Here is a 4,640-nt window from a genome sequence, read left to right on the forward strand (position 1 = left end):
TGTTTCGAACGGGGTCTTCTGGTCCAGCGACCAGCGCTTGGGGATCTGCCATTCCTCGATGAAGCGGCCGTTGACCCGGAGCCGAAGCTCGTGCCACTGCTTCCGCAAGGCCGGCAGGAAGTCGAAGAACAGGCGGAAGCTGTCGGGCACGATCGGAGCGATGTTGGCGCCGCGCTGCGCCACGGTGTAGCCGCCGTCCAACCGGCGGCGGAACGCGAAGTCGGAAGCGCCGACCGCCTGCGACGGCACGCCGTCGAGCGGCTTGGTCCGCATCACCGAGCCTAAGATCTTGAGCTGCGGGAACGACACGCCCATGTTGCCGAGGAACAGCCGCGACCACGCTCCCCCGGCCACGACGACGGTATCGCAGGCGATCGTCCCCTTCTCCGTCACGGCGCCCGACACCTTGCCGGCCGATGTCTCGATCCCGCGCACGGCGCAGCCGGTCAGGATATGGGCGCCCATCCGGCGGGCGGCGGCGGCGATGGCGGGGGCCGCTTTCTGAGGCTCGGCGCGGCCGTCGCTGGGCGTGTAGAGCGCTCCCTTCCACTTCCGGGCGGAGCCGGGCAGCAGCTTGTCCACCGCGTCGGGACTGAGCAGATGGCTGTCGAGCTGATAGGGCCGGGCGTGCTCCAGCCATTCCTCGTGCCGGGCGATGTCGTCCTGGGTCTCGCACAGATAAACCACGCCTTCCTTGCGGAAGCCGGTCTCGCCCTCGACCCGCGTGTTCATCTGCTCCCAGAACCGCAGGCTCTCGATCGCCAGCGGGATTTCGGCGACATCGCGGCCCATCTTGCGGCACCAGCCCCAGTTGCGGCTGGATTGCTCAGCAGCGATATGCCCTTTTTCGCAAAGCGCCACCGAGACGCCCTTCTCGGCCAGGAACATAGCGGTGCAGACGCCGACGATGCCGCCGCCGATGATCACGACATCGACGCGTTTTGGAATGACCTGATCTGTTTCGATTTGATCGATACGGGGTGCCATGATTTGGCGGTTTCCTCGATTATGCCGGAAAGCGGGAGAACTGGTGGTCCGAACGGGTCAGCCGATGTCGTGCCGGATGCAGGCAACGCGGTGGCTGGGATCGCCCCGCGTCTCCAGCACCGGAACCACCCCGGCGCAGGCCTCGATCGCGCTGGGGCAGCGGGTCCGGAAGACGCAGCCGGAGGGAGGATTGGCGGGGCTGGGCGGCTCGCCGCGCAGCACGACGCGCTCGCGCCGGGATGCGGCGTGAAGGCTGGGGGCCGCCGACAGCAGCGCGCGGGTATAGGGATGGTGCGGGGCGGAGAAGACGGCCTCGACCGGTCCTTCCTCCATCACGCGGCCCAGATAGAGCACCACGACGCGGTCGCACAGGTGGCGAACCACCGGCAGGTCGTGGCTGATGAACAGCATCGCCAGACCCAGCCGGGAGCGCAGGTCGGCAAGCAGGGCCATCACCTGGGCCTGTACCGAGACGTCCAGCGCCGACACCGGCTCGTCCGCGACCAGGAAGTCCGGATCGGTCGCCAGCGCCCGCGCGATGGCGACGCGCTGGCGCTGGCCGCCGCTGAACTGGCGCGGCGTCCGGTCGGCGTGGTGCGGCTCCAGCCCCACCCGCCCCAGCAGCTCCACCACCCGCTCGCGGCGCTGGTCCTTCGGCACGATATCGTGGATGGCAAGCCCGTCCTCCACCTGCGAACCCACGGTCCGCCGGGGATCCAGGCTGGAATAGGGGTCCTGGAAGACCATCTGCATGCGGCGGCGGAGCGCCCTTCGGCGCTTGTCGTCGAGAGTGGCGAGGTCGTCGCCGTCGAACGTGATCCGCCCGGCGCTGAGGTCCATCAGCCCCAGCATCAGCCGGCCGATCGTGCTCTTGCCCGACCCGCTCTCTCCCACCAGCCCGACCGCCTCGCCGCGCGAGAGCGAGATCGAAACGTCGCTGACGGCCTGGATCGACCGGCCCCGGCGGAAGAAACCGCCACCGTGGAACGACCGGCTCATGTTGCGGCCTTCGATCAGACTGTTCGTCATGGAAAGACCGTCCGTCATAGGGATGCCCACCGGATGCAACGGGATGCCCGGCCGGGACCGATATTGAACAGCGGCGGCCGGGTCTTCACACAGGTATCGATGCGCTTGTCGCAGCGCGGGGCGAACACGCAGCCGGCCGGCAGGTCGCCCGGCACCGGCACGGTTCCGGGAATGCCTTCGGGAGCCGGGCCGTCGTCCTTCGGTGCGCTGCGCAGCAGGGCCGCCGTATAGGGGTGGCGTGGGTCGGCGAAGATCTCGGCGGTCGGCCCCTCCTCCAGGATCTCGCCCGCGTACATGACGGCGACCCGGTCGGCGATCTCCGCCACCACCGGCAGGCTGTGGGTGATGAACAGCAGCCCGAGCCCGCCGTCGCGCTTGAGGGATGCCAGCAAGTCCAGCACCTGGGCCTGGATGGTGACGTCCAGCGCGGTGGTCGGTTCGTCCGCGACCAGCAGGCGCGGGCCGTTGGCGATGGCCATCGCGATCATCACCCGCTGCCGCATGCCGCCGGACAACTCGTGCGGGAACGCCTTGGCCCGGCGCTCCGGATCGGGGATGCCGACGTTGCGGAGCAGCGTCACCGCCTGGGCCGTGGCGGCGCGGCGGGAGACCGGACGGTGCGCGCGGATCGCCTCCGCGATCTGGGAGCCGACGCGGTGGACCGGGTTCAGGCTGCTGCCGGGGTCCTGGAAGATCATCGCCATCCTGTCGCCCAGCAGCTTCCGCAGCTCAGCCGCCGGCAGGGCCAACAGGTCCTTCCCCTCCATCGTCGCGGTGCCGCCGGAAACCTCCACGCCGGCGGGGACCATGCCGATGGCCGATAGGCTCATCAGCGACTTGCCAGACCCGCTCTCGCCGACGATCGCCAGCGTCTCGCCCTCTCGGACATGGAACGAGACGTCCCGCACCGCCAGCTTGCCGTCCCCAGGGTTGCCGATGGCGACGGTCAGGCCGCGCACGTCCAGCACGGTGCCCGGTTCGGCCGGCTCGGTCGCAGCCGGAGCCGCGATGCGGCGGAAGCGCGAGAACCAGGAGGCACGCCTCGCTGCCGGATGGGGATCGAGCACGTCGCGCAGGCCGTCGCACAGCGCGTTCATCGCCAGGATGGTCACCGTCAGCGCCAGACAGGGCCACAGCAGCAAAAGCGGCGCCTGGACCATCGTGCCGCGCGCGGCCCCGATCATCAGACCCCAGCTCGGGGCCGGGGGGACCACGCCGAGCCCCAGGAACGACAGCCCGGATTCCAGCACCACCGCCGAAGCGGCGGCCAGACTGAACTGGACCAGGACGGGGCCGGCGATGTTGGGCAGGATCGTCCGCGTCATGATCCGCAGCCGTCCCGCCCCCAGCACCTTCATCGCCGTGACGTATTCATGCCCGCGCACCGACAGGACGCCGGCATAGGCGACGCGGGTGAAGCTGGGCAGGTAGACGATGGCCAGCACCGGGATCAGCGTGCTCGCCCCCGGCCCCAGCAGCGTCACGACCAGCAGCGCCAGCAGCAGCGGCGGAAAGCACAGGACCACGTCCATCGACCGGACGGCCAGCAGTTCCGCGACACCCCTGAGATAGCCGCCGACCAGACCCAGGATCGTGCCGACGACGCAGGCAATGGCGGCGGCGGCGAAGGCGATGCCGAGCGAGGTCCGCGCTCCCCAGATCAGGCGCGACAGGACGTCCCGGCCATACTCGTCCTGACCCAAGGGATGGGCGACCGAGGGTCCCGCCAGCCGGTGCGCCACGTCCATCGCGACCGGATCGGCCAGCCCGGTAAATGGCGCCGCCAGTGCCGCCAGCACGATCAGGCCGACGGCGGATATCGGAATCCAGGGCAGCCGCCTCATCCGTGCCTCACCCGCGGGTCGAGCACCGCGTAGAGGATATCGACGACGAAGTTGAGCGTGACGAACAGGATCGAGATCACCAGCACCACGCCGACCACGGCCGGGTAGTCGCGCCCGTTGACCGCATCGACCAGCAGCCCCGACAGCCCCGGCCAGTTGAAGACGTATTCGACCAGCACGGTTCCGCCCAGCAGCGTTCCCAGGTTGAGCGCCAGGACTGTGACGACGGGGATCAGCGCATTCCGCAGGATGTGCCGCGTCAGGATGCGACGGAACGACAGCCCCTTGGCCCGCGCCGTCCGGACATAGTCGCGCAGCGTCACTTCAAGCACGGCGCTCCGCGTCACCCGGAACATGATCGCCGACAGGCCGACCGCGATGGTCCCCGCCGGCATCATCAGCAGGGTCAGGTGCTGCGCCGGGTCCTGCGTGAAGGGGACGAAGCCGCCCGCAGGCACCAGCCGGAGCGACTGGGCGAACACCAGGATCGCCAGCGTGCCGATCACGAAGACCGGCACCGCCAAGCCCAGCCCGGCCAGCGCCGAAGCGATCCGGTCGAACGCTCCGCCGGCGCCGACCGCCGCCAGCGTGCCGGTCGAGACGCCGACCAGGACGCTGATCAGGGCGGCTGCCCCTATCAGTTCCAGCGTGCGCGGCAGGCGTGTCGCGATCTCTCCGGCAATCGGCGCTCCATCCATCATGGAATATCCGAGATCTCCCCGCAGCAGGCCCGCCATGCTGTGAAGGTACTGCTCCAGCACCGGCCGGTTCAGGCCGAGC

At 69.6% G+C, this 4,640-nt stretch carries 4 protein-coding genes; all 4 read right to left on the reverse strand.

The genetic code is table 11. The annotated features are described in order from the left end of the window. The coding region (locus tag AC5JJ6_RS42385; protein ID WP_496047834.1) for an NAD(P)/FAD-dependent oxidoreductase at positions 1 to 987 on the reverse strand (987 nt) is incomplete at its 3' end. 57 nt (positions 988 to 1,044) lie between these two features. After that, positions 1,045 to 2,016, reverse strand: a complete 972-nt coding sequence (locus AC5JJ6_RS42390; protein WP_496047835.1) for an ABC transporter ATP-binding protein — start codon at positions 2,014 to 2,016, stop codon at positions 1,045 to 1,047. Positions 2,017 to 2,030: 14 nt separating this feature from the next. Further along, positions 2,031 to 3,860, reverse strand: a complete 1,830-nt coding sequence (locus tag AC5JJ6_RS42395; RefSeq protein ID WP_496047836.1) for a dipeptide/oligopeptide/nickel ABC transporter permease/ATP-binding protein — start codon at positions 3,858 to 3,860, stop codon at positions 2,031 to 2,033. Beyond that, the coding region (locus AC5JJ6_RS42400) for an ABC transporter permease (protein WP_496047837.1) at positions 3,857 to 4,640 on the reverse strand (784 nt) is incomplete at its 5' end. The genes AC5JJ6_RS42400 and AC5JJ6_RS42395, both read right to left, overlap by 4 nt.

The organism is Skermanella sp., assembly GCF_059503625.1.

Excerpts from the sequence above, each read along its gene's own strand:
- AC5JJ6_RS42390 (WP_496047835.1), bottom strand. The coding sequence starts at position 2,016 with ATGACGAACAGTCTGATCGAAGGCCGCAACATGAGCCGGTCGTTCCAC.
- AC5JJ6_RS42395 (WP_496047836.1), bottom strand. The coding sequence starts at position 3,860 with ATGAGGCGGCTGCCCTGGATTCCGATATCCGCCGTCGGCCTGATCGTG.